Here is a 24,764-nt window from a genome sequence, read left to right on the forward strand (position 1 = left end):
CGGTCAGTGCTTGACGGTGCTGACCACGTGGTTGGCCGCGGCCACGACCGGCGGTTCGGCGGGCATCTCGACCGGCACGCCGGCCGGTGCGGTGAGGGGCGCGTCGGCGACGCCCAGCCGCCGGGCGGTCTCCAGCAGCTCGCCCAGCTGCGCCGACTCCGGCCCGCCGTCCCTGATCAGCCGGGCCAGCAGCGCCGACAGCGTCAGGTCGCGCACGCCCCCGGTGCCGAGCGAGCCGAGCAGCCGCGACAGGTCGTCGGTGAACCGCGCCGAGCCGTCCAGCCACGGCCCGGCCAGGGACCGGGCGACGTCGGAGCTCTCCACGAACCCGTCGACGCTCTTGCCCAGGGAGATCGAGCCGACCAGCCGGTCGAAGAACACGCTGTCGCCGCCGACGATGTCGATGTCGGCGCCCTCCAGCCCAGCGGCCAGCACGGCGGCCTGGGCCTCGGCGACCTGCCGCTGCACCTCGATCCCGGCGAGCCGCACGTCCTTCTCCGCCTCCAGCCGCAGCCGGTACTCCTCGTGCAGCCGGGTGGCGTCGTCCAGCGCCGCCATCGCGCCGGCCTTCTCGGTGAGCCCCTCGGCCTCGGCCTTGAGGTTCTCCCGGATCGCCGCCGCCTCCACCAGCGCCTTCTCCCGCGCCACCGCGGCCTCGGCGCGCCCGACCTTCTCGATCGCCTCGGCGTCCCGCTCCCGCACCTGGACCTCGGCCAGCCCGGCGGCGGCCGCCTCCGCGCGCAGCCCGTCGGCCAGCCGGACCTTCGCCTCGGCCTCCATCTCGGCCGCCTGCCGCCGCGCCTCCGCCAGCGTCAGCTCCTCCCGGGCCCGGTGCGCGGCGGCCGCCTCGCCCGCTTCCGCCGCCTTGATGTCCTTGACGAGGTTCTCCTGCGCCTCGGCCTCCGCCCGGATGATGATCGCCTGGCGCTCGCGCTCGGCCTCCTCGACCGCGCGCAGCCGCTTGATGTGCTCCTCCTGCTCGGCGACGGTCCGCTCCACCGCGATCCGCTCCCGGACCACCTCGGCGATCGTGCGCTTCTCCGCCTCGACCTCCTTGTCCGCGGCGATCCGGGTCAGCTCGGTCTCCCGCTCCCGGGCGATGACCTCCAGGAGCCGGTCCTTCTCGATCCGCTCGGTCTCGATCGCGATGACCCGCTCACGGTTCTTCTCCGCGACCGCCACCTCGCGGTTGCGGTTCTCGGTCTGCACGCCCAGCTGCTCGTCGGTGCGCAGGTGCGCGGACTGCGCCCGCAGCCGCTCCTCCGCCTGCACCCGCTCGATCTCGGCCTGCTCGCGCGCCCGCACGGTCTCGATCTCGCGCTGCTGCTTCAGCTCGGCGTCGGCCTGGCGGCGCTCCAGCTCCAGGATCGCCTCGCGCGCCTCCACGTTCTGCCGGGCGATCTCCTTCTCCTCGTTGCGGGCGTGCTCGTTGGTCCGCACGTGCTGGAGCGCGGTCAGCTCGGTGATCTTCCGGATGCCCTGCGCGTCCAGCACGTTGGACTTGTCCAGCGACAGCAGCGACGTCTGCTCCAGGTGGTCGATCGCCGCGTCCTCCAGGCTGTAGCCGTTCAGGTCCGTCCCGATCACCTGGATGATGTGGTCGCGGAACTCGTCGCGCCGCGTGTAGAGGTCCTCGAAGTCCAGGTGCTTGCCGACCGTCTTGAGCGCCTCGGAGAACTTGGCCGCGAACAGCTCCTGCAGCGTCTCCTGGCTGCTGGCGCGGGCCGTCCCGATCGCGCCGGCGACCTTCTTGACGTCCTCGGCGGTCTTGTTGACCCGGACGAAGAAGGTGATGCGGATGTCGGCGCGGATGTTGTCGCGGCAGATCAGCCCGTCCCGGCCGGTCCGCTCGATCTCGATCGTCTTCACCGAGATGTCCATGATCTCGGCCTTGTGCAGCACCGGCAGCACGATCGCGCCGGTGAAGGTGACGTCGACCTTCCGGAGCTTGGAGATGATCAGCGCCCGGCCCTGCTCGACCTTGCGGAACAGGCGGGTGACCATCAGCAGCAGGCCGAGGGCGACGAGCAGGACCAGCGCGAAGATCACGCCGGCCCCGATGGTGATGGCGTCCATCTGGAGTCCCTGTCTACTAGGGGGGATGGGGAACAACGCGGGGTTCGGGTCGGCGGTTCAGGGGGCCGGATCGCCCGGGAGCCCGTACTGCTCGTACGGCATCACCAGGAAGACCCCCTCCGCCGCGTCGTAGTCGAAGATCAGTGCGGTGCTGCCGCGGCCCAGCCGGGCGCTGCCCGCCGCGCCCGCCACGGGCAGGTCGGAGCTGGGCACCCGGACCTGCACCAGCGCCGTCGAGCCGTCCTCGGCCGTGACCTCCGCCTGGCCGAATCCGGTCCCGACCCGCCCGGTGCGGATGACGCAGGCCCGGCCCACGAAGTCGCGCAGTGACGGCGGCGCCTGAGTACGGAAGACACGCCGCAGCGGCAGGACGAGCAGCCTGGTGCACAGCCAGGCGAAGGCCAGGGCGCCGAGGAGGACCGCCCCTCCGAGGACGGCCCGGACCACTCCTCCGCCGACGCCGCCGACCAGCACCGAGCCCACGAGGCTGCCGAACCACGCGATGGCCAGCAGCAGCGACAGGGCGACCGAGACCGGCACCCCGCCGAGCCCGCCCGCCGCGAGAAGACCCCCGGGACCGCCGCCCCCGACGTCGGCGCCGGCCCCTGTATCGGCGTCGGCGTCGAGGGCGTCGAGCCCCAGCCCCCCGGTCAGGACGAGCACCCAGTAACCGGCGACGACCACCAGCGAGAAAGTGAGAAACGCGGTCGGATAACCGAATGCGACAGCAAGGAAATCGCCCATGCGAATAGCGCCTTCGTGTCGAGGCCATGCGGAAAGGAGCACTGTCCGGCGGGCGGGGATCACGCCGTGAAAGGAAGGAAGAAGCGCGCCTCAGCGAACGGAGGGGCGCACGCGGCCGCCCGGGGCGGTGCCGCTATCCGGGAAGGCCGCGCTGAGCGCGGCGACACGAAGACCGAAGGGGTTCGCGGCCGTACCGGCCAGGGGCGCCGGATGACGCGCCGCGAGGAATTGGTTCCGGGCAGTCATCCGACCTCCAGTTGGCGACACTTCTCCTGTATCGCCGACCAGACTTCCCGGCACACCAGTGGCCACTCTAGCGCATCCTTTAGCCGAGCAAAAGATTTTATGTGTGCGCCGCGGATGAATGCCGTGAATGCACTGGTCAGTCCGCGCCGTCGTGCGGCATGTCCCCGCCAGGGCTAGGGCCTGTCCCTGTCGCGCAGTTCTTCGGCGAGGGCCGTCATGCAGTCGGCGATCTCCCGCTCGTTCATCTGCCGCGGCTGCTTGGCGCACGGCGACGCGCCGGAGGCGGGGGCCGGTGCCCGTCCGGCGGGCGGGGTTCCCGCGACCGCCACCGTCTTGGGCGCGGTACGGCCCGTGGCCGACAGGTCGACGTAGAACTCGGTGATGCCGCGGCGGACGCCGAACACGCGCCACATGTCGCCCCCGAGCGGCGTGAACTCCTCCAGCTCCCCCTTGGTGTTCAGGAAGGTGGGGTCGGTGGAGCGGACGGCGTTGGTCGCCTGGCCGACCAGGGTGTTGAGGTTGGCGACGCGGCGGTCGCCGTCGGGCAGCACGTACACGTCCATGCGGTTGAGGCGGCCGGAGGAGACCACGTCCGCCGGCGTGACGGCGTAGGCGATGAACGCCTGCGACTTGGAGGCGTTCGGGGACAGCGGCGTCACGAAGTACAGGCGCCGGTCCGGGCCGCGCAGCAGGTACTCGGAGGTGTTGCCCGCCTGGACGTCGTCGCTGGTGGGCTTGAACCCGAACGAGGCGCGCTGCTTCCACTTGCGGCCGGCCGCCCAGGCGGTCGCGTCCGTCTGCCGCTCGACCAGGCTGTCGGGGTAGACGGGGCCGGGCAGTTCCCCGGCCTTCACGTCGGCCTGGTGCCGGTGGGCGACGCCCTTGGGCCCGCCCTCCAGGATCAGGACGCCGGCGGCGGTGTCGACCGTGCGGTGCCCGATCGCCTTCTGCCTGCTGACGGCCACCACGATGACGGGGCGGCTGCCCTTGCAGTAGCCCCAGACGTCGGAGTCGTCGTAGCGGTAGTCGGGGTACTTCTCGGCCAGCAGGTTGCGCAGGCTGTTGCCGCGCTGCCCGGCGAAGGCGCGGTCGAACCGGTTGTCCGGCCCGACGTTGAAGCGGCAGCCGACCTGCACGTTGTTGGTCTTGCCGTCCCAGGTGGCGATGCCGTAGGCGGGGGTCGCCTTGCCCGAGCCGTCCAGGATCGCGCTCCAGACCCCCATCTGGCCGGGGGCGGAGCCGTAGAAGTAGGTGATGGACGGCTCCCAGGCGTCGACCTTGGGGGCCGGGGACGCGGCGTGCTCCATCATCGCGTCCGCGGACGCGAAGCTGGACGTGCGGCCCTCGAAGGAGCGGATCCCCTCCAGCTGGTCGTGCTTGACGCAGGAGGGGACGTCGTGGAGGCCGCGGGCGTCGCAGTCCGCGGTGGCGGGGCGGGCGCCGTCCAGCAGGTAGCCGAGCGACGACGGCGGCGCGGTGCCCTTGGTGTCGTGGAACACCGTCCCGGTGCCGTAGTGCCGGCCGGCGTCCTTGTCGTTGTCCCACAGCGCCACCGGCAGCGGGTAGGCGAGGACGACCGCGGCGGCGACCCCGGCGGCGACCGCGGCGGGGACGCCGCCCGGCACCGTGTCGACGTAGAGGTCCTCCAGGCCGCCGCCCATGATGACGGCGGTGCCGATGAGGCCGATCGCCACCCACAGCCAGAACAGGAACGTGGGGTGCCCGAGGTCGCCGCCCGGCAGCCACCAGGAGCGGACGACGGTGAGGCGCCACCACTGCTCCCACGTCCCCACGCCCCCGAACACGGTGTGGAGGAGCGCCCAGAAGAGCCAGGCGGCGAGGGGCATCCAGGCCCACCACGCCACGGTCATGACGATTCGCGATCTCGGCTTGGCCATCGGAGGGCTCCTCGCGTCCCGGGTCCGCTCGCGCCGGTCGGCCGGGCGTGACAGACCATCCCATGACTTGGACGGGAGGGCTCCCGGCTAGGTTCTGATCGAACTTCCGCCTCGGGAGAGCGGCAGGCCCGGCGTCGGGAACAGGTCCGGGCGCTGGTGGGTCACGATCCGGGCGATGCCGTCCGGGGTGATCGTCAGGACCTCGACGGAGTAGGCGCGGTGGGTGCCGTCCTCCTCCCGCAGGTAGGTGGCGAACGCCGGGCGGCCCTGGTAGGCGGTGCGGACCATCCGGCAGGTGCCGAAGGCGGGGCACTCGGTGGCCAGGAAGCGGCCGATCGCCTCGCGTCCGGCCAGCTCCACGGGCTCGGGCGCCACCTCGCGGACGGCGTCGCCGGTGAGCAGGCCCAGCAGCGCGGGCAGGTCCGCGTTCTCGAACGCGGCGACGTAGCGGTCGAGCAGGTCGCGCTCGTGCGGATCGTCGGGTTCGCCGACCTCCTCGGCGGATCCGGCGGCCTTGGCCAGCCGGGCGCGGGCCCGCTGCAGCATGCTGTGGACGGCGGCGTCGCTGCTGCCGAGCAGCTCGGCGGCCTCCGCGGCGCGCCAGCCGAGGACCTCGCACAGCAGCAGGACGGCGCGGGCCGCCCAGCCCGGTCGGCGGGGGCCGCCGGCCGCGCGACTCGATCGCGTTGAGGCACGCGTTGGTGGCGATCCGGTACAGCCAGTTGCGCAGCGAGGCCCGCCCCTCGAACTCGTCAAGGGACCGCCAAGCCCGCAGATAGGTCTCCTGGACGAGATCCGGCCGGAACCGGTCGGCCAGCCGGCCGAAGTCCGCCCGCTCCGACGCCACACCCGTCATCATCGCGCTCCCGTGCTCGCCCGGCCGTAGTGAGGAACGTCCTCACCAAGGGAGACAGTCCGGCCTTGCCCGAGTCCGGGAAGGAGGACGAGGAGGGGGCGGCCGCTCGCTGAAAGTTCTCGGAAAAAGATCCGCGGCCGTGTCGATCCCGTGAACCTCCCGTTCGACCTTGGGGTGAGAGGGTTCCCGGAGCGGGGCCCGGACGAGCCAGGAGATCGAACGATGAAGTACATGCTGATCATGCGCGCCACCGACGAGGCCTACCAGGGCATGGGGGACGTCGACTTCAACGAGATGATCGAGACCATGGGCAGGTTCAACGAGGAGCTGATCCGGGCCGGCGTGCTGCTGGCCGCCGAGGGGCTCGACGACGCCGAGGAGGGCGTGGTCGTCGACTACTCCGCCGAGCCGCCCGTGGTCACCGACGGCCCGTACGGCGAGACCAAGGAGCTGTTCGGCGGGTTCTACCTCCTCAACGTGGCGTCCAAGGAGGAGGCCGTCGAGTGGGCCAAGCGGCAGCCGATCACCGGTCCGGGCTTCAAGACCGAGATCCGCCGCGTCACCACGATCGACGAGTTCCCGCAGGACAACGAGTGGATCAAGAAGGAGCGCGCGTGGCGCGAGTCCACCGGGCAGCTCTGAGCGGGGCGCCCGGAGATGGCCGACCCCACCGGCCGTGAGGCCGTCGCCGCGGTCTGGCGGATCGAGTCCGCGCGGATCGTCGGCGCGCTCGCGCGCTACACCGGCGACTTCGCGCTCGCCGAGGACCTCGCCCAGGAGGCGCTGGCCGAGGCGCTCGTGAACTGGCCGCGCGACGGCGTCCCCCGCCACCCGGCGGGGTGGCTGCTCACCGTGGGCCGGCGGCGCGCGATCGACGCGTTCCGGCGGCGCTCCGCCCGCGACGACAGGTACGCCGCCCTCGCCCAGAACCTGGGTGAGGGGGGCGCCGTCTCGGGGAGCCCGCCCGACCCGGCCCGGGAGGACGAGGACGTGCTGTGGGATCCGGACCAGATCGACGACGACATGCTCGCGCTCATGTTCGTCTCCTGCCATCCCGTGCTGTCGCGGGAGGCGCGGGTGGCGCTGACGCTGCGCGTGGTCGGCGGTCTGACCAGTGACGAGATCGCCAGGGCGTGCCTGGTCCCGACCGCCACCGTGCAGGCCCGGATCACCCGGGCGAAGAAGACGCTCGGGGCGGCCCGGGTGCCGTTCGGGGTGCCGCCGGCGCGGGAGCGGGCCGCGCGGCTCGGCTCGGTGCTCAACGTGATCTACGTGATCTTCACCGAGGGGTCCACGGCCAGCTCCGGGGGCGATCTGATCAGGTTCGACCTCGCGGGCGAGGCGCAGCGCCTGGCCCGGGTGCTGGCCCGGCTGATGCCGGACGAGCCGGAGGTCCACGGCCTGCTGGCGCTGCTGGAGCTGACCGCGGCGCGGTTCCCCGCCCGCACCGGGCCGGACGGCGAGCCCGTCCTGCTGGAGCACCAGGACCGCGGCCGCTGGGACCGCTCCGCGATCGGCCGGGGACGGGCCGCGCTGACCCGCGCGGAGAAGGCCGGCCGGGGCCTGGGCGCCTACGGCCTGCAGGCGGCGATCGCCGAATGCCATGCCGTCGCCCCGTCCGTCGAGGAGACGAACTGGGAGCGCGTCGTGCTCATCTACGAGGCGCTCGGCCGGCTCGCGCCGTCCCCGGTGGTCGACCTGAACCGGGCGGTGGCGGTGTCCATGGCCCAGGGCCCGGCGGCGGCGCTGCCGATCGTGGACGGGCTGGCGGACGCCGGGACGCTGCCGGACTCGCACCTGCTGCCGAGCGTCCGCGGGGAGCTGCTCACCCGCCTGGGTCGTACCGGCGAGGCCCGCGCCGAGCTGGAGCGGGCCGTGCGGCTGTGCGGCAACGAGCGCGAGCGCGCGGTCCTGGAGCGCAAGCTCGCCGCCCTCTCCTGAGGGGTCGCCCGCGCCCGGTACGCCGCGGCCCCGGCCCGCCGGGGCGGGACGGGGCCGGGCGGAGTGGTCCTCAGACTCCGGCGCCCACCAGGTTGTTCGGGTCGATCACGTACTTGCGCGCCGCCCCCTTGTCGAACTCCTGGTAGCCCGCCGGGGCCTCCTCCAGCGGTATGACGGTGGCGTTGACGTTCTTGGCGATCTCCACCCGGTCGTTCAGGATCGCCATCATCAGCTGCCGGTTGTACCGCATGACCGGGCACTGGCCGGTGGCGAAGGTGAGCGACTTCGCCCAGCCCAGGCCGAACCGGATGCCCAGCTGCCCGATCTTGGCGTTCTCGTCCACGCCGCCGGGGTCGCCCGTGACGTACAGGCCCGGGATGCCCAGGCCGCCCGCCGCCCGCGTGACGTCCATCAGCGAGTTCAGGACGGTGGCCGGCCGCTCTCCGCCGGCCTCCCGGCCGTGGCCGCGGGCCTCGAAGCCGACGCAGTCGACGGCGGCGTCCACCTCGGGGGTGCCGAGGATCTGCGCGATCTGCTCGCCGAGGTCGTCGTGCTGGGACAGGTCGACCGTCTCGCACCCGAAGCTGCGGGCCTGCGCGAGCCGCTCGGCGTTCATGTCGCCCACGATCACCACCGCCGCGCCGAGCAGGAAGCAGGCGGTGGCGCAGGCCAGCCCGACCGGCCCGGCGCCCGCCACGTACACCGTCGACCCGGTGGTCACCCCGGCCGTGTACGCGCCGTGGTAGCCGGTGGGGAAGATGTCCGACAGCATGGCGAGATCCTTGATCTTCGCCATGGTCCGGTCCCGGTCGCCCGGGAGCTTCAGGAGGTTCCAGTCGGCGTAGGGGACGGTCACGTACTGCGCCTGGCCGCCGTGCCAGCCGCCCATGTCGACGTAGCCGTAGGCGGCGCCGGCCCGGGCGGGGTTGACGTTCTCGCAGACCCCGGTGTTGCGCTCCTTGCAGTTGCGGCAGCGGCCGCAGGCGATGTTGAACGGGACGCTGACGAGATCGCCCTTCTTGATGAACTCGACGTCCCGTCCCGTCTCGACGACCTCGCCGGTGATCTCGTGGCCGAGCGAGAGGCCGGCGGGCGCGGTGGTCCGGCCGCGCACCATGTGCTGGTCGGATCCGCAGATGTTGGTGGCGATGGTCTTGAGGATCGCGCCGTGCTCGAGCTTGCGGTGGTTCTGCTCGTCCAGTTCCAGCTTCGGGAACTCCAGGTCCTCGACCTCGACCCTGCCCGGCCCCTCGTAGACCACGCCTCGGTTCGTGTCCGCCATCAGTGATCCCCCGTTTCCGGATTGAGTTCGGCGGCGCTCCCCGGGGCGTGCTGCCCCAAGCCTTCTGCGGTCCGCCGCGCGGCGGCCGCGGTTCACGCCCTGAGCGGGCGCCTTTTCGGACAGACCCGCGCGCATGCGAAAGTCCGCCCCTAATTGCGGGATACCGCACCCCCGCCCGCACTAAACCGGGCGGCCACCGCGCTCCGCCCCGGCCGCGCTCGATCATCCGGGATGTCGATCTGTACGCAAATACTTAGGTTTGACCGGCAGGTCTCTCTAGCATGTTGGCGACCGGTCTGTCGGGGTGCCTGGGAGGCAGAGCGATGCCGTTGCTCGACTGGGGTGGGGAGCGGCGTCTCCGCCGGCTGGAGGCGGCGTTCGCGGGCGCGGCACCGACCGGCAAGCGGCTGGAGAAGGCGGCCCGCGACTACGGCCGCCTCCTGATCGAGGCGCTGCGCGAGCAGCCGTCGCTGGCGCGCCGCCTGTTCAGCGACTACGACGCCCGCTTCCCCGGCGAGGTCCACGCTCCGGCCTTCCCCCAAGAGCAGCGGGATCTGCTGGCGGGGTTCGCGTCCGGCCGCGATCTCGACGTCCTGACCGTGACGTTCGAGCTGGCGACCCGGCTCGGCCTGGCGGACACGGCGCGGCAGGCCCGCGACGGGACGGCCTCGCTGCTGGGCGCGCAGGGCGACGCCGACCGGCTGGTGACCCGGCTCGACCGCTGGCGGGAACTGGACGTCCTCGACCGGGAGACCCTCGCCGCCGCGCTGCGCGCCCATCTGAAGAGCGCGCCCCTCGGCCGGGACGAGCAGCTGTGGACGGCGTTCTTCGCCGGACTGCCCGAGTCCTCGCTGCCCGATCTGTTCGAGGTGCACGCCTTTCTCGGCCACGGCGAGCGGGCCGTCCACCTCGCGGACACGGCCGCGCGGCGCCGCCAGGCGCTGGACGGTTGCCTGCGGTCGCCGCGCGTCGACGATGTCCGGGCCGGGATCGCGCTGGCCCGCCGCGAGGGCGACGAGGCCCTGCCCGCCCTGGAGGGACGCGCGGGCGAGCTGCTGTTCGACCGCGGCGAGCACGAGGAGGCGCTGCCGCACTTCCGGGCCGCCGGGCTGCGGGACCGGGAGAGCGAATGCCACGAGCGGCTGGGGCGTCTCCACGAGGCCCTGGCCACCTGCCCCCTTGATCGGCCCGACCGGCTCGGACGGCTCGCCGCGGCGTCCTGGCCCGAGATCGACGCGCTGGTCGGACGGGCGGAGTACACCGAGGCGGCCCGGCGCGCGCGGGCCGTGGTCGCCCGCCTGGAGGAGGTGACCGAGCCCGCCGAGGAGATCGCCGGGCGGCTCCGGGACTCCTCCGCCCGGCGCGAGGCCGTCGTCATGACCGGCCGCCGGCACTTCGCCGGACAAGCCGAGCGGGCCGCGTCCGAAGAGGCCACGGAGGCGGTCCACCAGGAGTGGAGCCGCTTCGAGGAGAGCGCGGGCGAGCTGTTCGCCGCCGCCGAGCAGGCCGAGCGGGCCGCCGATCTCTACCGGGCGCACGGCCTCTACCTCAAGGCCGGGCGGCCCGGCGACGCCGAGCGCGTCCTCCGGGACGACCCCGGCGGCTGGCGGGCCCGCGCCGACGCGCGCGAGGCGGGCGGGGACGTCGTGGGAGCGGCCGAACTGCACGCGGAGGCGGGCGCGCTGGAGGCGGCGGCCGACCTCTACCTGCGCGCCGGCCGGCCCGCCGAGGCGGCCCGCTGCCTGATCGCGAGCCTCGGGGACGACGCGGTCGAGGACGACCGGCTCATCGAGGCGCTGCGCCGTTCGGGCGCCACCGAACGGCTGGCCGAGCTGTGCCTGCGCGCGGTCGAGCGCAAGGGGCGGGCCACCGCGGGCTTCGAGGAGCTCCGGCGGCTGAGTGACGGCTCCCTGCTGCCCCCGCACCTGGAGGCCGAGGTCCGGCGGGCCCTGGAGACGCTCGGCGCCCAGGGCCGCGGGCCGTTCGAGGACGGCGCCGCGGCCTGGCTGGCCCGGGCGCGCGAGGAGGTCGACGCCCGCTACGCCCGCATCTGGGCGCTGGACCTGGGCACCACGACCTGCGCCGTCGCGATCTACGACGGCGAGACCGGGGAGCCGGTGCTCTGCCGCTGGAAGGGCCGCCCGTTCTTCGCCTCGACCCTCACCGTCGACGAGGACGGCAACGAGCGGGTCGGCGTGTCCGGGGAGGAGGTCCTCGCGGGCTGGGTGAAGGGCTTCATCGGCGCCGCCAAGCGGCGCATCGGCGGGGCCACCAAGTACCGGATGCGCGACCGCGTCTACCGGACCGAGGAGGTGGCGGCCCGCCTGATCGCCCATGCCCGGCGCATGGTGGAGGACTTCCTGGCCGAGCGCGTCCTGGAACGGGCGGGCGAGCTGGCCCGCGCCGAGCTCGGCGAGGTCCGGAGCGAGTGGCTGGACTGGCTGGCCGACGAGCACGACCCGCGGCTGACGCGCCCCCGGGCGATCCTGACCATCCCCGCCTTCTTCCGCAACAACCAGAAGCAGGCCACCCGCAACGCCTGCCGGATCGCCGGGGTGGAGCTGGAACGGCTCATCCACGAGCCGACCGCCGCCTGCATCGCCGCGGCCCGCCAGCGGCGGCTGACCGGCGAGGTCGTGGTGGTCGACCTCGGCGCCGGGACGCTCGACCTCAGCGCGCTGTCGGTCGAGGACGACGTCTACGAGGTCCACCAGGTGACCGGCGACAACGGGTTCGGGGGCAAGGACTTCGACGCCGTCATCGCCGAGGCCGTGGAGCGGCGGCTCGCGCGCGACGGCGTCCGGGTGCCGGAGAAGGGCAAGGAGCGGCTGCGGTTCGAGATCGCGGTCGAGTACCTGAAGATCAGCCTCTCGGACCAGCCGTACGCCGCCTACCCGCTGCCGGGTTTCAACGGCGACCCCGGCTTCCGCCTGGAACTGGGCCGGGACGAGCTGGCCGAGATCCTCGCCGGCCCCCTGCGGACCCTCCGCGAGACCTGCGAGCGGCTCAAGAAGTCCCTCCTGGACCGTCCCGAGCATCTGGTGCTGGTCGGCGGGCCGATGCTCGCACCGCAGGTCGCGGGGGTGGTCGAGGACGTCTTCGGGCTGCGCCGGAAGGTGCTGGCCGATCCGCGGACCGCGGTGGCCGTCGGCGCCGCCTTCCAGGCCGCCGTGCTCAGCGGCGTCCACGGCAGACAGGTGCTCATCGACGTGACGCCGCTGGCGCTCGGCCTGCTCGTCGCGCCGTCGCCGGGCGAAGAGGAGTTCTCCTCGCTCATCGAGGCCAACACCTCCATCCCGACCCAGCGGCAGGGCACCTACACCACCACCCGGGACGACCAGGACGTGGTGCTCATCCAGATCTACAACGGGGACCTGCGCCCCGCGTCGAAGATCGGGGAGTTCCAGCTGGGCGACATCGCGCCCGCCCCCAAGGGCGAGCCGGAGATCGAGGTGACCTTCGCCATCGACAGCAGCTGCGTCCTGGAGGTCACGGCCAGGGACCGGCTGACCGGCAACCGCAACTCCATCAAGGTGGCCGACACGACCCTGCTCTCCCCCGGCGAGATCGCGCGGATGACCGAGCGGCACCGGCGGCAGGTCGAACGGGAGGCCCGGCGCCGCCGGCTGGCGGAGCTGCGTGAGGAGCTGACCGCACTGGTCGGGGAGGCCCGCCGCGGCGACGCCGAGCCGCTGTTCAGGGAGTTCCGCGGGCGGCTGGAGGGCCACCGCACGTCCCGGGCCCGCCTGGATCCCGGCACCGAGCGGGTGCTCGCCGAGATCTACAGCCCGGCCGCCACGGAGCTGGAGACCGAGCTGCTGTCGGCGCGGGCGCCGCTGCTCGACCTCGCCGCCAAGGCGGAGGAGTACCTGGCCGGCCAGGCCGGTCAGGACGAGCGGGCAGAACCGGCCGACCCCGCCGAAGGGGAGCACCTGCGGACCCGCCTGGCCGACCACCTCGAACGCGTACGCCCCGGGCTGGCGAAGGTCACGCTGTGGAACAGCGTCCTGGCCAGGGTCGCCGCCCTGGAGGCCGACCCGCTCCTGCGGTTCCGCGGGCACCACGCCGCCGGCGACCACGTCCGCGCCCTCGAAGCCCTGGCCGAGCTGGACGAGCCGCCGGCCGGGCCCGACGACGTGCGCCGCCACCTGCACTGCCTGGCCGAGACCGGCGCCGCCGCCGAGTACCGCCGCACGCTCGCCGCCAACGCGGAACGGCTGGGGACCGCCGTCCTCGACCCGGCCCGGCCGGAGGAGTTCCTGCGGCGGATCGGGCCCGCGCTCCTGCGGGTGCCCTCAGGCGGCGGCGGTTTCCTGATCTCCGACCGCCTCGTGCTCACCGGCCGCCCTGCCCAGGACGGACAGGCCGTCGAGACGGGCACCGGCGTCCCGCTCCAGGTCGGGCACGTGTTCACGCCCGACTCCCCCCACCTGAACGCGGCCCTGCTCCAGCTGGCCGAGCCCGTGCCGTCGCCGCCGCTCCGGCTCGGCCACGCCAAGCTCGTCCGCATCGGCGACCCGGTCCACATCGTCTCCGGCGGGTCTCTCGTCTCCGGGGTCGTCGACGCCTTCGAGTCGTTCCCGGAGCAGGACCTGAACCTCTACCGCGTGGGACTGCGCGTGCCGCCCGGAAGCGCCGGCGGCCCGCTGCTCAACGAGGTCGGCGAGGTGATCGGCGTCCTGTCCGCCCCGGCCCGCTCCGAGCGAGCGTCCTTCGCGATCACGATCGACACCCTCGCCCCGCTCCTGACCAGCGCCGGTTTCGGCCTCACCGGCTAGCGGGGGCCGGGACGTCGTCCACCCGCAGGCGGGTGACCTTGGAGGAGGAGATGCGCCAGACGCCGCCGGCCTTGACGTAGGTCTCGTGGTAGTGGCCGTAGCCGTGCATCTCGCTGCCGTCCGGCCAGCGGAGCATGTCCTTCATCGCCCAGATGCCCGTCGCCGTGGTCGGCGAGGTCAGCTCGATCTCCGGCATGTGGCCGGCGTGCACCGTGGGCCGGTCGCCCAGCACCTCCTGGAGGAAGGCGATGAACGCGTCGGCCCCCGTGATGACGCCGCCGCCCGAATCGGTCGTGTCGATGGTCACGTCGTCGGTGAAGACCTGCCGCATCCCGGCCCAGTCCTTGGTGTCCATCGTCCGGAAGTAGCGCGCCTTCAACTGCTTGATCGCTTCGAGGTCGTCCATGGCACAGCCTCCCTGTCGATCTCTGCTGGGCATCTGCCTAGCACCGGGGCGGGCGCCCGGTCAAGATCGCGGCGTCTCCAGCGCGACGCCGCAGCCGGCCAGGTACGCCAGGATGTCGCGGCTCACCACCTCGGCGAAGCCGCGGTCGCCGTACTCGCCGACCGCCCAGTGCCGGGCACCGGTCTCCATGAGCGACTGGGCGACCCGCGCCACGTGCAGGACGTCCAGGCCGGGCGGCAGCCTGCCGTCCGCGGCGGCGCGCTCCAGGAGTTCCAGGAACATGAACCTGGTCGCGTGGTGCTCGTCCGAGCGGCCCTCGGCCAGGGCCCGGTGCTCCGCCCGGTGGCCCTCCAGGATGGTCTCGATGATGAGGTCCCGGGGGCTGCGGCTCATCCTCCGCTCCAGCGCGGCCAGGATCTCGACGATCACCTCCGCCAGGTCGTAGGGCCCGCCGAGCAGCTCCCGCATCGTCGTGCGCGCCTCCCGCGTGGAGACCACCCCGGCCTCCAGCAGGGCGTCCTCCTTGCGCGGGAAGTAGAAGTAGAACAGCGCCTTGGAGACCCCGGCGGCCTGGCAGATGTCGGCGACGGTGGTGTCGGCGAAGCCCTTGGTCCGCCACAGCGCGATCGCCGCCTGCGCCAGCGAGCGCTTCGTCTCGCGGGACCGGGACTGGGTCAGGTTGGCACGGCGCTGACCGTGGTCAGCACGGCCCCCAGGACGAGCCGTCGGCGTATCGCTCTCCACAGCCCACAGAATACCCATGTCACCGGGCCACAAAATGTTGACCGAGGTCAGATTTTCGGCTTACGCTCGCCCGGAGGCCGGATGCCGGCGGCTCCGGCGGGCGCGAGGCGAAGGAGAATCGGCATGGCGATCCGTGTGGTTCAGTGGACGACGGGCGGCGTGGCCAAGGCCGCGGTGCGGGCCGTGCTCAAGCACCCCGAGCTGGAGCTGGCCGGCTGCTTCGCGTGGAGCCCCGAGAAGGCGGGCAAGGACGTCGGCGAGCTGCTCGGCACCGGCCCGCTCGGCATCACCGCGACCGCGGAGATCGACGACATCGTCGCCCTCAAGCCCGACGTGGTCCTGTACATGCCCCTGCTCTGGGACATCGACGCGATGGTGCGCCTGCTGGAAGCGGGCATCAACGTCATCTCCACGGCGAACTTCATCACCGGCCACTCCTACGGCGACGCGGAGATGGAGCGGCTGCACTCCGCCGCCCGGCGCGGCGGCGCCTCGCTCTACGGCACGGGCATCAGCCCGGGGCTGATCGGCGCGATCGCGCTCACCGCCGCCTCCGCCTGCCGGGAGGTGGAGCGGATCTCCATCTTCGAGGCCTCGGACTGCTCCCACTACGCCTCGGAGGAGACCTGGTCGGCGCTCGGTTTCGGGAAGGCCCCCGACACCCCCGGCATCGGCGACCTGGCCCGCGAGCGCCAGCTGGTGTTCATGGACGCCGTCGAGGTCGTCGCCAAGGCCCTCGGCGTGGAACTGGACGAGGTGCGCTACGACCCGCAGTTCGGCGTCGCCGCCGAGGACATCGACCTGGGCTGGATGCGGCTCCCCCAGGGCACGGTGTGCGGGATCAACGGAATCTGGAAGGGCATCGTCGGCGGCCGGACGCTCATCGAGATCGGCCTGCTGTGGCGGCTCGGCGACGCCATGGAGCCGAACTGGCCCATCGAGGAGGGGCACCGCGTGGAGATCGTGGGCGTGCCCGGCGTCCGGATGCGGGTGGAGTACCTCGACCCCGACGACGCCGTCGACCGCAACGCCCACACCGCCAACCCCGCCGTCAACGCGATCCCCGCGGTCGTCGCCGCCGCGCCGGGACTGGTCACGGTGGACGAGCTGCCCCTCATCACCGCCGGCTCGGTCGCCTGACCCCCGCCCCGCGCGAGGGGTGACCACTAACGGTCACCCCTCGATCACATCCGCGTCTGGTCAGCGCGGTTCGCCGAGCGGATTATCCCTACGGGGGCCCGATCCGCGGGCGAACGGGGAGGCCGGCATGGCGACCGTGCGAGCGCTGCCACCGATTCTCATTCTTGTGCTCACGCTCTCGTTCACCGCGTCCGCCTGCGGTGACGGTGGCGGTGCGCTGTCGACCGAACCGGGCGGAAGGGGCGGCGGGCAGGCCCCGGGCGCGCCCGGCGGTGAGGCCGGCGGCGCCGGAGGCGGGGGCGGCGGCGGGTCGGGAGGCGGCGGCAACGCGCCCGGCGCGCCCTTCAAGATGCCGGACATCAACCTCAACGGGAAACCGATCGAGCAAGTCCTGGCGTTCGCAAGGGCCTATTTCCGGGACAAGTGCCGTGCCGCCGGACGATCGGACACCTGCGTCACCGTGGTGGCCCGGCCTGGCCCCAACCAGCAGTACCCCGACTGCATCTACCTGGAGACCGACCCGCCCGAGGGAGAGACGGTCCAGCCGGGAGAGACCGTGACCCTGATCACCGGCGGGCGGCCCGGAGAAGGCGACGAGCTGTGCAGCGAGGGGCCGTCACCGGACGGGTCGCCGCCGGTCACCGACACCGATCCCCCCACCGATCCCCCGGTCGCGCCCAGCGGCGAGCCGAGTTCGTGACGGCGACGGGCGCCCCTCCGCCGGAGACGCCCCAGGCGTCCGGGCTGCGGCGGTTCGGCACCTCGCTGGGGGCCGTCGTCGGGCCGACCACCCTGCTCACCGCGCTGCTCTACTACTTCGGGTGGTCGCACGCCTACTGGTTCTTCAACTACTTCGGCGTGCACTCGACCGCCCTCGGGCTGACCACGACCGACTACCTGCTCCGCAGCCTGGACGCGCTGTTCGCGCCGCTGACGGTGACGGCCTGCGGCGCGCTCGTCGTCTTCTGGGCGCACACCGAGCTCCGCGCCCGGCTGACGGCGGGGCCGCGGCCCCGGCTGATGCGCGTGCTGCGCGTCTGCATGGCGGCCGCCGGGCTGGTGCTCGCCTCGGCCGGCCTGGTGAGCGCCTTCACCACGACGCCGCTGACCCGCTTCCTGGTCGTGCCGCCGCTGGCATTGGGGGGCGGGGTGCTGCTCCTGGCGTACGCCAACCACCTGCACCGCCGCCCGGAGGGCCCGGCCGCGGTCGTCGAGTGGATCGTGGTGTTCACGCTGGTCTCGCTGAGCCTGTTCTGGGCGGCGCAGCTCTACTCGTCCGCCGTCGGCGAGGGCCGGGCCCGCCGGTACGTGGCGAACCTGGCCGACTACCCGGACGTGGTGATCTACAGCGAGAAGAGCCTGCGGATCACCGCGCCGGGCGTCCGGGAGGTCCGCTGCGCGGAGCCCGCGTCGGCCTACCGGTTCCGGTACGACGGGCTGAAGCTGGTGATCCGGTCCGGGGACCAGTACGTCTTCCTGTCCCGGGCCTGGACGCGGCGCAACGGGACGGCCATCCTGCTGCCGCGCGCCTCCTCGTTCCGGCTGGAGTTCCTCCCGACGACCTCGCGCGGCACCGTCCCGGCCCCCGCCTGCTGATCTCCTGCTCCCCGGCCGCGCATCCCCCGCGAGAGCTAAGAAAACCGTCCATCAGCGGGTGACCCGCGGACGAGCCCGTCTTCCTAACCTTGCGTGTGGCCGCCGAACGGCCGCGGCCGTAGCGACGGAGGTCCCCCATGAGCACGACGCCCACGGAGGTGGCCACGAACGCCGAGCGGGCCCGCATCGCCCGCGAGCTGCACGATGTCGTGATCCACCGCGTCACCGCCATGGTCGTCCAGGCGGACGCGGCGCAGTTCCTCGTCCGCACCGCGCCCGACCGCGCCGCCGAGGGGCTCGCGGCCATCAGCGGCACCGGGCGGCGGGCGCTGGCGGAGCTGCGCTCGCTGCTCGGGGTGCTGGAGGCGACCAGCGTGTCGGCGGCGGGCGGCGGGCGGGCGCCCGCCCTGGGCAAGGTGGGAGACCTCGTCGAACAGGCCCGGCTGTCCGGCCAGCCCGTCGCGTGGACCGAGCATGGCGAACCCCGGCCGCGGGCCGTGGACGTGGAACTGGCCGCCTACCGGGTGGTTCAGGAGGCGCTCACCAACGCGATCAAGCACGCGACCGGGCGGCCGACCGCGGTGGAACTCCGGCACGGCGACGAGCACATCGAGATCGAGGTGACCACCGAAGGCCCTTCCGGCACCGCGCCGAAGCCGCGGAAACCGCTCCCGGCGGGGGGACGAGGGTTGAACGGCCTGCGCGAACGGATGCGGATGCTCGATGGCGATCTCGTGGCCGGCGCCCTGCCCGGCGGCGGATTCAGCGTCCGGGCCGTGATCCCGTGCCGGCCCGTCCAGGAGGGCGGCCACGACTGACGACCGTCGCGGGTCAGAGGGCCTTGCCGAGAGCCTCGCGGAAGTCGGCGGCGGTGGAGAAGCCGATGGCGGGGCGTTCCCGAAGGGCGTGGTCGACCACCTCGGCGAGGGCCTTCGGGACGCCGGGCGCCCGGTCGCGGACGGGCACCGCCGGGTCCTGCAGGACGATCTGCCACGGGTCCTTCAGGACCGAGAAGTCGCGCGGGGTGTAGCCCGTGAGCAGCCAGTAGAGGCTGGCGGCCATCGACCACACGTCGACATCGGGCCCCGCGTTCTTGAAGTTGACGACCTGCTGGCGCGGCATGAACCGCGGCTTGCCCGCCGCGCTGCCCGTCCGGGTGAGGCCGCTCAGACCGGCCTGGTCGAACGCCTTGGCCAGGCCGAAGTCGCACAGCTTGGCGACCCCGCCGTGCAGCAGGATGTTCTGCGGGCTGAGGTCGCGGTGGACGACGCCCTGCCGGTGCGCGTGGTCGAGGCCGTCCAGCGCCTGCAGGATGTGGCCGACCGCGTCGTCCAAGGGAAGGGCCCCCGCCCCGAACCGGTCGATGCTGCCGTCCGCGCAGTACTCCATGGTGAAGAAGAAGATGTCGTCCGCGCTGCCGTAGGCGTGCAGGCGGGCGATGTTGGGGTGGCGCAGGCTCCCGGTCAGCTCGACCTCGCGGAGGAACCGCCGGCGCGCGGCGGCACTGGCGGCGACCCGGGGCAGCATCACCTTGAGGGCCAGGTCGGCGCCCTGCGGGTCGCGGGCGCGGAAGACGGCGCCCATGCCGCCCCGGCCCAGTTCGCCGACCAGGGTGCAGCCGTCGAGCGCGGCGAGCTCGGGGTCGTCGCCGGCCTCGTCCAGCAGGTGGCGGACGACGATGCCGGGATCGTCCCGGCAGGCTCCGCACAGGCGCTCCGCGGTGGAACGCCCGCACACGGCGCATCCCGCGCCGCGCGCCCCGCGCGGCTCGTCCAGTTCGAGCGTCTCGCGCCTCCGGGGCGGTTCGCCCGGCGCGGGCTCGGGGACGTCGATCCGGACGCGCATGACGGTGTCGCCGAGCTCGATCTCGTCGCCGTCGCGCAGGTCGTGCTCGGGGTAGTGGCCGCCGGCGCCTTCCTCGGGAGTCAGCCCCTCCGCCCGCTGCCCGATCTTGACGCCGTTGACGAAGGTGCCGTTGCGGCTGCCGAAGTCGCGGACGCGGACGTCCGGCGGGTTGATGTCGAGCAGGCAGTGGTGCCGGGAGATCGTGCGGTGCTCCCGGTCGTTGGGCAGCCGCGGCGAGCAGTCCGCCGCGCGCCCCATGACGCACGTGTCCCGCTCGCCGAACGCGAACTCCTCCCCGCGCAGCGCGCCGGACACCACGACCAGCGTGACGGTCGCCGTCATCGTGCCTCTTCCCCCGGTCGGTCGTCGTTCGCCCCGGACCATCCTGCCAAGATCGGCCGGGACCGGTCGCGCCCTTTCCTTGACACGATGGGGGAATGGACGACGTTCGCGTGCTGGGCGTGGACGCGTGCAGGAACGGCTGGCTCGGCATCGTGCTCGGCGGGGGCGCGCCGGCCGCCCATCACGCCCGTGCGATCGGTGACCTGGTCGCCGCGGCCGCCGGGCGCGCGCCGCTCGACGTGGTCGCGATCGACATCCCGATCGGCCTGCCCGACACCGGCCGGCGGCAGGCCGACCTGCGCGCCCGCGAAGCGGCCCGGCCCCGGTGGCAGTCGGTCTTCATGACCCCGGTCAGGCAGGCCCTCGCGGCCCCCGACCTCGCGTCCGCGAACGCCAGGAGCCGCGAGATCAACGGCACCGGCATCTCCGCCCAGGCCTACGCGCTCAGGACCGGCATCCTGCAGGTCGACGCGTGGGTCCGCGAGACCCGGCTCCGCGTGGCCGAGGCGCATCCGGAAGTGAGCTTCGCCAGGATGGCCGAGCTCTCCGGCCGCCCTCCCGTCGCCGGCAAGAAGTCATGGGCGGGCGCGCACCAGCGGATGGCGCTGCTCGCCGCGCACGGCATCACGCTACCCGCCGACCTCGGCGGGCCCGGGGCCGCCGCCGGGGTGGACGACGTGCTGGACGCCGCGGCCGCCGCGTGGACCGCCCGCCGCATCGCGCGCGGCGACGCCGAGTGCATGCCCGATCCGCCCGAGGTGTTCTCCGACGGCCTGCCCTGCGCCATCTGGGTCTGAGACCCGCGCCCGCCGGCCGGCCGGTCAGTCGAGGCAGAACTCGTTGCCCTCGGGGTCGGTCATCACGATGTGGCCGGCGCCGAGCGGGGGCGCGGGCTCGTGGCGCCGGATCCGGACGGCGCCGTGCGTCGCGAGCCGCTCGGCCTCCGTCTCCAGGGCCGCCATCCGCGTGTCGCCCTCCAGCCCGGGGGCGGCCCGCACGTCGAGGTGGACGCGGTTCTTGGCCTGCTTGCCCTCGGGCACCTTCTGGAAGAACAGCCGCGGCCCGGTGCCCTCAGGGTCGACCACCGCCGAGGCGTCGTTGCGGTTCTCGGGCGGCACCCCCATCGCCTCCAGGGCCTGCTCCCACGACTCGAAGCCCCGGGGCGGGTCCTGCACCCGGTAGCCGAGGGCCTCGGCCCAGAACGCGGCCAGCCCGGCGGGGTCGGCGCAGTCGAAGGTGATCTGGACGTCGCGGGCCATGTCAGCTCGCCTCCCGGCGGTCGGGTCGGTGGGTGTGCGGGTGGAGGTCCCGGAGCAGGCGGACCCCGGCCACATGGTGGATCAGCTCGCGGTCGATGTGAAGCACCTGGTCGGGCATGGGCCCAGCCTGCCGCCAATAGCGGACAGGATCGTTCCGCGATGTTCCGTTGACCTGTGGAACGATGGGCCCGTGACCGTCGAGGCGACCACCGAGCGGGTGCTGCGGCTGCTGGCGCTGCTGCAGCGCCGGCCGTCCTGGACCGCCGCCGAGCTGGCCGCCGAGCTGGGCGTCACCGACCGCTCGGTGCGCCGCGACGTGGAGCGGCTGCGCGCCCTCGGCTACCCCGTGCACGCGACGGCGGGCGTCGGCGGCGGCTACCGGCTCGGCGCGGGCACCCGGCTGCCGCCGCTGCTCCTGGACGACGAGGAGGCGACCGCGACCGCGGTGTCGCTGCGGATGGCGTCGGGCGGCACGGTCGCGGGGGCGGGCGAGGCGGCGCTGCGGGCGCTCGCCAAGCTCGACCAGGTGATGCCGCCCCGGCTGCGCGCCGAGGTGCGGGCGGTGCACGGCGCCACCGACACCCTGGTCGGCCCGGGGGTGGAGATCGACCCGGAACTGCTGGTGACGCTGGCGCGGGCCTGCCGCGACGCGGTGCGGGTGCGGTTCCGGTACGCGGGCCGCGACGGCGCGGAGCGCGAGCGCGCGGTGGAGCCGGTGCGGATGGTCGCCACCGGCCGCCGCTGGTACCTGATGGCCTGGGACGTCGACCGCGACGGCTGGCGCACCTTCCGGCTGGACCGGATGCGCGAGGCGGCGGCGACGACCTGGCGCTTCCGGCCCAGGGAGCACCCCGACCCGGTCGCCTACGTGCAGCGGTCCGTGGCCGAGGCGCCGTACCGGCATCTGGCCCGCGTGCGGCTGCGCGCCCCGGCCGACCGGGTGCGGGAGCTGGTCCCGCCCCAGGTGGGGCGGGTCGAGGACGATCGCGACGGCTGGTGCGTGCTCGTCCTCGGCGGCTTCGACCTGGACTGGCTCGCGGTGCACGTGACCCGGCTGGGCTTCGAGGCGGAGGTGCTGGAGCCTCCGGAACTGCGGGAGACCGCCGCCCTGCTCGCCCGCCGCCTCGCGGCGCTGGCCGGGACCGGCTGACCCGCCCGGCGCGGCGTCAGGTCTGGGGGGCGGGTTCGGGGAACACTCCGGGGCCCTCCGGCAGGAGGTCGGCCGTCCGGGGCAGCCCCAGCCGCGCCCGCAGTGACAGGACGTCGGGACGGTCGCCGCCGCCCAGGTCGGTGGCCAGGCCGATGGCCTCGCCCGGGTCCGCGCCCGCCGGGCGCAGCACGATGCCGTCGGCCGCGCCCGCCGCGTCGATCCGGGTGCGGAGCTCGCCGGCCGCCGTGCCGGGCGCGACGTCGATCACCGTGAACAGCAGCGGGCGCTGCGCCGGGTCGGTGAAGTGGCGGCGCGGGGCCGCGTCGAGCGCCGCCCGCGCGCCCGCCGCCCAGTCGTCCCCCTCCGGGACGATCACGACGTCGGCCACCTCGGCGGCGGCCTCCAGCTCGTCCGGGGCGCTCGCCCACCACGCGACCGGGGACGAGCCCTCGGGCGTCGACGGCAGCGTGAGCGGGCCCGCGGTCGGGAAGACGCCGTCGTGGCCGGCGCGGCGGATGCGGTCCCCGCGCGCGAAGATCCGCCGCTCCCGGTCGGCGACGATCGCGTCGTACGGCCAGGTCTGTTCGAGCTTCTGCACGGCGAGCACCAGGTCCCGCGTCGCCGCGGCCCCCGGCCGCGCGGTGAGCACGGGGCCGCCGCCGTGCGACCGGCCGGCGCCGTCGGCGACGAACGGGTCGGCGGAACCGGCCGCCAGCCCGGTGCGCCCGCGCGAGAGGTGCCCGGCGGACGCGATCCGGCGCGCGAGGTTGTACGGGTGGTCGCGCGCCGGCGACGCGGCGGCGAGAAAGGCCGCGCCGACCGTCCGGCCCGCCAGCACCGCCGTCGCCGTGCTCGGGTCGATCGTGCGCGCGCCGTCCGCCTCCCCGTCCGCCTCCCGGGCGGCGAGGCGGTCGGCGCCGACGACGGTGAACGCCAGGGGCGCCCGGTCGAGCCGCGCGAGGAGGGCGTCGTCCGCGAGCACGGTCAGCGCCTGGTCGCCGGACAGCGCCAGGGCGAGGTGGATCCGCGCGCCGAAGTCCTCTGACATGGGATCTCTCCAATTCTCGATATTATCGATAGACTTAGTGGAGTTTATGAGGGAAAGGGAAGCCCGTGTCCCCACCGCGAACCGGCCATGTCCTGCTCGGCGTCAACGTCCTGGTCCTCGGCTACCTGCCCGCAGCGTGGCAGTCGCCGCGGCTGCCGGACGACGCGTTCGTCGACCCCGGGTACTGGAGCACCATCGGGCGCCTCGCCGAACGCGGCACGCTCGACGCGATCTTCCTCGCCGACGGGCCCGCGCTGGGCGACCCGTCCCACGACGCCAACGCCGGCCGGCTGGAGCCCACGGTCAACTGGGCCCACGTCGCGACCGCGACCGAGCACGTCGGCCTGGTCGTCACCGCGTCCACCACGTTCAACGACCCGTTCGAGCTGGCCGAGCGGCTGCTGTCCCTGGACGTGCTCTCCCGCGGCCGGGCCGGCTGGAACATCGTCACCACCCGGGGCGCGGCGTCCGCCGCCAACTTCGGGCTGCCGGACGTGCCCGCGCGCGACGACCGCTACGACCGCGCCGAGGAGTTCGTCGAGCTCGTGCTCGCCCTGTGGGAGTCCGCTCGCACCGGGCGGACGGTCGCCCACCACGGCGACTTCTTCGACCTGGTCGGCCGGCTGCGGGTGCCGCCGTCGCCGCAGGGACGGCCCGTCCTGCTGCAGGCGGGCGGCTCCCCGAAGGGACGGCGGCTCGCCGGGCGGTTCGCCGAGGGCGTCTTCGCCGCCGAGCTGACCAAGGAGGGCGCGATCGAGCACTACCGGCAGGTCAAGGGGTACGCGGTGGAGTCCGGCCGGAGTCCCGACGACGTCCGGATCCTGCCGGGCCTGCTGCTCAGCCTCGGCAGCACCGAGGAGGAGGCCCGGCGCCGCAGCGACGAACTGCACGACCTCGGCCCGGCCGCCTACTCCACGCAGTGGCTGTCCCAGGCGATCGGCTTCGACGCCTCGACGCTGCCGCTGGACGAGCCCTTCCCCGAGGAGGTCCTCTCCGGCCCCATCGACCGGCAGACCTTCACCGGGAGCATCGGGTTCCGGGAGTCGATCATCAAGCAGATCCGCCGCACCAAGCCGACCGTCCGCGAGTACCTGCGGCAGACCCGCTACACCGGGTCCGGGCACGCGGGGTTCGTCGGGACGCCCGAGCAGCTGGCCGACCACATCGAGGACTGGTTCCGGTCCGGTGCGATCGACGGCTTCAACCTCCAGCCCGACCGCCTCGTCGACGGCCTGGAGGTGATCGTCGACGAGGTCGTGCCGCTGCTGCGGGCGAAGGGGCTGTTCCGTCACGAGTACGAGACCGGGACGCTGCGCGAGCACTTCAGGGCCGCGGCGCCGACGCCCGGCGAGGCCGGGCCGGCGGTCGCGCGGCCCGCCTGACGCGGTCCGCCGGACACCGGGGCCGGGGCGG

General features: G+C 73.8%; 20 protein-coding genes and 2 pseudogenes. 10 read left to right on the forward strand and 12 right to left on the reverse strand.

Annotation, left to right across the window (positions count from 1 at the left end; all coding sequences use genetic code 11):
- Positions 1-3: 3 nt before the first annotated feature.
- The 6 genes and pseudogenes from ACZ466_RS11590 to ACZ466_RS11615 all read right to left on the reverse strand — a co-directional run.
- Positions 4-2,076 carry an SPFH domain-containing protein gene (locus ACZ466_RS11590; RefSeq protein ID WP_378279663.1) on the reverse strand — a complete coding sequence of 691 codons (2,073 nt, stop codon included), beginning with the start codon at positions 2,074-2,076 and terminating at the stop codon, positions 4-6.
- A gap of 57 nt (positions 2,077-2,133) precedes the next feature.
- Positions 2,134-2,760 (reverse strand): hypothetical protein, encoded by a 627-nt coding sequence (locus ACZ466_RS11595; protein ID WP_378279665.1) that lies wholly within the window; start codon positions 2,758-2,760, stop codon positions 2,134-2,136.
- 479 nt (positions 2,761-3,239) lie between these two features.
- Entirely contained in the window at positions 3,240-4,964 is a 1,725-nt protein-coding gene (locus tag ACZ466_RS11600) for a hypothetical protein (RefSeq protein ID WP_378279667.1), read from the reverse strand.
- 87 nt (positions 4,965-5,051) lie between these two features.
- On the reverse strand, positions 5,052-5,510 hold the full coding sequence (locus ACZ466_RS11605) for a nuclear transport factor 2 family protein (protein ID WP_378279954.1): 459 nt from the start codon (positions 5,508-5,510) through the stop codon (positions 5,052-5,054).
- Between the two features lie 27 nt (positions 5,511-5,537).
- A pseudogene (locus ACZ466_RS11610) lies at positions 5,538-5,720 on the reverse strand (hypothetical protein); the annotation flags it as partial.
- Positions 5,686-5,823, reverse strand: a pseudogene (locus ACZ466_RS11615) (RNA polymerase subunit sigma-70); the annotation flags it as partial. The pseudogenes ACZ466_RS11610 and ACZ466_RS11615, both read right to left, overlap by 35 nt.
- A 219-nt stretch (positions 5,824-6,042) precedes the next feature.
- On the opposite strand from ACZ466_RS11615, the gene ACZ466_RS11620 reads away from it, so the two are divergent.
- Positions 6,043-6,462 carry a YciI family protein gene (locus tag ACZ466_RS11620; RefSeq protein ID WP_378279669.1) on the forward strand — a complete coding sequence of 140 codons (420 nt, stop codon included), beginning with the start codon at positions 6,043-6,045 and terminating at the stop codon, positions 6,460-6,462.
- Positions 6,463-6,477: 15 nt separating this feature from the next.
- A complete protein-coding gene (locus ACZ466_RS11625; RefSeq protein WP_378279671.1) occupies positions 6,478-7,761 on the forward strand; it encodes an RNA polymerase sigma factor in 1,284 nt (427 codons plus the stop codon).
- Between the two features lie 70 nt (positions 7,762-7,831).
- Here ACZ466_RS11625 and fdhA read toward each other — a convergent pair whose 3' ends face one another.
- Entirely contained in the window at positions 7,832-9,043 is a 1,212-nt protein-coding gene (fdhA, locus tag ACZ466_RS11630) for a formaldehyde dehydrogenase, glutathione-independent (protein WP_378279673.1), read from the reverse strand.
- Positions 9,044-9,366: 323 nt separating this feature from the next.
- On the opposite strand from fdhA, the gene ACZ466_RS11635 reads away from it, so the two are divergent.
- Positions 9,367-13,821 (forward strand): Hsp70 family protein, encoded by a 4,455-nt coding sequence (locus ACZ466_RS11635; protein WP_378279675.1) that lies wholly within the window; start codon positions 9,367-9,369, stop codon positions 13,819-13,821.
- Here the strand turns inward: ACZ466_RS11635 and ACZ466_RS11640 are convergent.
- Together ACZ466_RS11640 and ACZ466_RS11645 are read right to left on the reverse strand one after the other, a co-directional pair.
- Positions 13,811-14,227, reverse strand: coding sequence for a nuclear transport factor 2 family protein (locus ACZ466_RS11640; protein ID WP_378279677.1), 417 nt, complete (start codon positions 14,225-14,227; stop codon positions 13,811-13,813). The genes ACZ466_RS11635 and ACZ466_RS11640 overlap by 11 nt on opposite strands.
- A 60-nt stretch (positions 14,228-14,287) precedes the next feature.
- Positions 14,288-14,971, reverse strand: coding sequence for a TetR/AcrR family transcriptional regulator (locus tag ACZ466_RS11645; RefSeq protein ID WP_378279679.1), 684 nt, complete (start codon positions 14,969-14,971; stop codon positions 14,288-14,290).
- A gap of 123 nt (positions 14,972-15,094) precedes the next feature.
- On the opposite strand from ACZ466_RS11645, the gene ACZ466_RS11650 reads away from it, so the two are divergent.
- The 4 genes from ACZ466_RS11650 (at position 15,095) to ACZ466_RS11665 (ending at position 18,525) form a co-directional block, all read left to right on the forward strand.
- Positions 15,095-16,111, forward strand: a complete 1,017-nt coding sequence (locus ACZ466_RS11650) for an NAD(P)H-dependent amine dehydrogenase family protein (RefSeq protein WP_378279681.1) — start codon at positions 15,095-15,097, stop codon at positions 16,109-16,111.
- Between the two features lie 127 nt (positions 16,112-16,238).
- On the forward strand, positions 16,239-16,811 hold the full coding sequence (locus ACZ466_RS11655) for a PASTA domain-containing protein (protein ID WP_378279683.1): 573 nt from the start codon (positions 16,239-16,241) through the stop codon (positions 16,809-16,811).
- Positions 16,808-17,707 carry a hypothetical protein gene (locus tag ACZ466_RS11660; protein WP_378279685.1) on the forward strand — a complete coding sequence of 300 codons (900 nt, stop codon included), beginning with the start codon at positions 16,808-16,810 and terminating at the stop codon, positions 17,705-17,707. Before ACZ466_RS11655 ends, ACZ466_RS11660 begins: the two co-directional genes overlap by 4 nt.
- 137 nt (positions 17,708-17,844) lie before the next feature.
- Entirely contained in the window at positions 17,845-18,525 is a 681-nt protein-coding gene (locus tag ACZ466_RS11665; protein ID WP_378279687.1) for a sensor histidine kinase, read from the forward strand.
- A gap of 13 nt (positions 18,526-18,538) precedes the next feature.
- Here the strand turns inward: ACZ466_RS11665 and ACZ466_RS11670 are convergent, their stop codons facing one another.
- Positions 18,539-19,894 (reverse strand): protein kinase domain-containing protein, encoded by a 1,356-nt coding sequence (locus ACZ466_RS11670; protein WP_378279689.1) that lies wholly within the window; start codon positions 19,892-19,894, stop codon positions 18,539-18,541.
- A 95-nt stretch (positions 19,895-19,989) separates the two neighbouring features.
- On the opposite strand from ACZ466_RS11670, the gene ACZ466_RS11675 reads away from it, so the two are divergent.
- Positions 19,990-20,691: a DUF429 domain-containing protein gene (locus tag ACZ466_RS11675; protein WP_378279691.1), complete on the forward strand. Its 702-nt coding sequence runs from the start codon at positions 19,990-19,992 to the stop codon at positions 20,689-20,691.
- Between the two features lie 24 nt (positions 20,692-20,715).
- Here the strand turns inward: ACZ466_RS11675 and ACZ466_RS11680 are convergent, their stop codons facing one another.
- A complete protein-coding gene (locus ACZ466_RS11680) occupies positions 20,716-21,153 on the reverse strand; it encodes a VOC family protein (protein WP_378279693.1) in 438 nt (145 codons plus the stop codon).
- 190 nt (positions 21,154-21,343) lie between these two features.
- Between ACZ466_RS11680 and ACZ466_RS11685 the strand changes: the two genes are divergently transcribed.
- Positions 21,344-22,303, forward strand: coding sequence for a helix-turn-helix transcriptional regulator (locus ACZ466_RS11685; RefSeq protein WP_378279695.1), 960 nt, complete (start codon positions 21,344-21,346; stop codon positions 22,301-22,303).
- A 16-nt stretch (positions 22,304-22,319) separates the two neighbouring features.
- Here the strand turns inward: ACZ466_RS11685 and ACZ466_RS11690 are convergent, their stop codons facing one another.
- Positions 22,320-23,351, reverse strand: coding sequence for an LLM class flavin-dependent oxidoreductase (locus tag ACZ466_RS11690; RefSeq protein ID WP_378279697.1), 1,032 nt, complete (start codon positions 23,349-23,351; stop codon positions 22,320-22,322).
- Positions 23,352-23,416: 65 nt separating this feature from the next.
- Here ACZ466_RS11690 and ACZ466_RS11695 point away from each other — a divergent pair, with 65 nt between their 5' ends.
- On the forward strand, positions 23,417-24,733 hold the full coding sequence (locus tag ACZ466_RS11695) for an NtaA/DmoA family FMN-dependent monooxygenase (protein ID WP_378279699.1): 1,317 nt from the start codon (positions 23,417-23,419) through the stop codon (positions 24,731-24,733).
- Positions 24,734-24,764 lie beyond the last annotated feature (31 nt).

The organism is Actinomadura rugatobispora, from assembly GCF_055379765.1.